This is a genomic window from Bartonella sp. MU37NMGALS, assembly GCF_042194015.1.
GTDB lineage: Bacteria > Pseudomonadota > Alphaproteobacteria > Rhizobiales > Rhizobiaceae > Bartonella > Bartonella grahamii.
Map to the genome: position 1 here is coordinate 2212 of NZ_JBHIML010000040.1, position 2999 is coordinate 5210.

Genomic DNA, 2999 nt, shown 5'->3' on the forward strand with positions numbered 1-2999 from the left:
CATCACTTCCGCTAGCGTTGAAAAGAGCACCTATTTGAGATGCTGTGATGGAACCACCGGTCATACTGGCTGTAGCTTCATTTTGTATATCAAGGCCGTTTGCAACTTTTTCAATGGTTGTTGTGCCTTTTAATGTAATGACGCTGTCAGCGCCATCGGCTTTTGCGCCAGTTCCGTTGTCATCTGTGGTTGTTAAAGCAACATCTGTGGCATCAATCTGTCCACCTTTTTCTGCAAATAATGCAGCTTGTTTTCCACTTACAGCACCTTTTGTCTTCGTGATTTGGGCTTTTGGACCTTCTGCATGAAGTCCATAACCATCAGATGATGTAACTGCGGCTTTTTCGTCTAAAGTAATGGTGCTGCCTTCTTTCGCATATACCCCATCAGTTTTTCCATCGAATGATCCTCCAGAGACTGTTATTGTGGAGTGATCATTTGCAAATATGCCTGTTGTCGCTTTAGTGACGGTTACATTGCTTAAAGACACAGTGCTTTTTTCGGCACTTATTCCTTTATCTATCAAGGCGTCATCTTTGCTGCTCGATATTTTTACATTGTCCAGCGTGTTTTTATTTTCATCACTTCCGCTAGCGTTGAAAAGAGCACCTATTTGAGATGCTGTGATGGAACCACCGGTCATACTGGCTGTAGCTGTATTTTGTATATCAAGGCCGTTTGCAACTTTTTCAATGGTTGTTGTGCCTTTTAATGTAATGACGCTGTTAGCGCCATCGGCTTTTGCGCCAGTACTCTTTTTTTCAGTTTCAGAGCCGGTTATTGTCAAATTTTCACTAACGATTTTGCTACCAAATGCTGTATAAAGCCCAGTTACCATATTTTCAATGGTTGTTTTGCCTGTTAATTCAATTGTACTATCAGGATCTGTGGTTGTTACACCAGTTCCTGTATCGTCTCCTTTTATTTTTAAATCTTCGCTGGTGATTTTACCACCTGTTTTTGCTAGGATCCCATCCACAGCTTTTTCAATGGTTGTTGTGCCTTTTAACGTAATTTCGCTACCAAGATCTGTAGATGTTACACCAGTTTTTTCAGATTCAGTACCGGTTATTTTTAAATCCTTGCCAATGATTTTTCCAGCATTTGTTGCTTTAATCGCATCATAGTTTTTTTCGGAGGCGTCGCTGGAGACGTCTTTTACGTCTTCATTACTTGTAGCACTTAGGACTGTCGCATATGCGCTGAAATGGGTGCTAAACAGCATGACAGCTACGGCAGCTGTGCCGGATAAAAGAGATTTTTTAAACATTTAGATATTTTCCTTAACTTATAAGCCCCACGCATTCTTCCCCCGCTTACAAGAAGGATATCAAAATGAATGGTTTTCTACTTTGGAGATCAATAGATTGTTTTTATTTTTATGTAAAGTATAAAAATGTTTTTTTATAAAAAATACATAACGTTATATTATTATATTATTATATTATTCATTATGAAATAAATATAAAACTAAATTATAAATAAAAATTATTTTATAATGTTATAAATCATTTATATTTTTTGATTGTAGGTCATAGTGTTATTATTGTGCATTGTTTAGAGATAAACTTTATTGAGTTATAACAAGAAAGAAAAGAATGGAGAAAATATTAGAAAAAAGAAACAAGAAGAGAGGAAATGAGCAATAAAGAATAGCAGTATCTATGCTGCTGTGGATATACAAAAAAGAAAGTTTGTCGTTTGACAGGAGTTTTTTTTAAGTGGGAATAGGTGGGAGTTTATGATTTTTTTATGACTAATTTTCACCATTAAATGGGCGTTTTATCAAAATGGATTTTGACATCTAAAAAATAGTGAAAATGAGAAAAAACTGTGATTCAATGGAAAAATAGGAAAAGGCTTTGAAGATTTAAAAAAAACTCTGTGAAAGCCTAGAAAACCGCCTTTTAAGCCCCTTTGAAAAAAATCTATAAATTGTGAACTTCGCTCCAAAATCAGCCCAAAAAGCAAAAAAAAATATAATATGTTAAAAACAAAGTGTTATTAAAAATCTTAATGTAAGGAGAAATGCACCTTCATTTTCTATTGTATAATGATGGTTAGGTTGGATTTGTGTAGTTCTTGAGTGCTTTTTCAACCTCTATTTGACGTTTTAAATGCAATTTTAAAAAGAGGCAAGGTAAGCTCTATTTCTTCCCTGTCTTTGATGTCTTGAACAAGCTCTTGTAACTTTTTATCAAGCTCTGCTACGAGTTCCGCTGTATCTTCAGGGGGAAGTTTGATTGTTGCATTTTTGTTATTTGATTGACTCCTTTGTACGGGTGGCAAATAGTGATGGGGGTGTTAGTGTTAAACCCGCAAGTCCTTTTGCTGCCGCCATGTTTATCAAACGTGATAAGCAAAGGGGTGGTGTTTTTTGGTCTCCTTCCAACCAAGATGTTAAAGGCATTTTAGGCATGGCACGCCCGATTAGCTATTTTGATGGCGAAATCGATCATGAGGCAAATCGCCTCAACCAAGCCGATATTGCTACCTTTATTCCAGCACGACTTAGCCAAAATGCGCATTTAGGTAATTCTGGGGGACAAATAGCTGCCAATGGACGCATTTTATGGGGTAACCACACCACCTCTAGTGATCCACTCTGGCGTTTTGTCAATGTGGTGCGCACCCGTGCAGCATTGGAAAAAACGATCATCAACAATTTCCGCCCTTGGGCGAATGATGAAAACCTTACTGGTCAACATGTTATTGCCATTACCCGCAGCCTCACGCAGTTTCTTGATGATCTGATTGCGCGTGGAGCGCTTTTGGGTGGGCGGGTTTGGTTTGACCGCGATTTAAATTCCAACAGCACTTTACAATTGGGAAAATTGCGGATCGAATTTGATGCGGAAGAAGTACTACCTTTAGAAGATTTAAGTTTCGGCAGCCGGCGCAATAGCGCTTATTTTGATCGGCTGGCGCAAGATATCCAAAAGAAAATGACTTATCAATTTGGCGATACGCTTGAAACTTATCGCAAAGCAGCAAGGAGT

General features: G+C 37.9%; 3 pseudogenes. 1 reads left to right on the top strand and 2 read right to left on the bottom strand.

Annotation, left to right across the window (positions count from 1 at the left end):
- Both ACFIJP_RS08515 and ACFIJP_RS08520 read right to left on the bottom strand, forming a co-directional pair.
- Positions 1 to 1270, bottom strand: a pseudogene (locus ACFIJP_RS08515) (autotransporter outer membrane beta-barrel domain-containing protein); the annotation flags it as partial.
- Positions 1271 to 2060: 790 nt separating this feature from the next.
- Positions 2061 to 2256: pseudogene (locus ACFIJP_RS08520) on the bottom strand (transcriptional regulator); the annotation flags it as partial.
- On the opposite strand from ACFIJP_RS08520, the pseudogene ACFIJP_RS08525 reads away from it, so the two are divergent.
- Positions 2253 to 2999, top strand: a pseudogene (locus tag ACFIJP_RS08525) (phage tail sheath family protein); the annotation flags it as partial. The pseudogenes ACFIJP_RS08520 and ACFIJP_RS08525 overlap by 4 nt on opposite strands.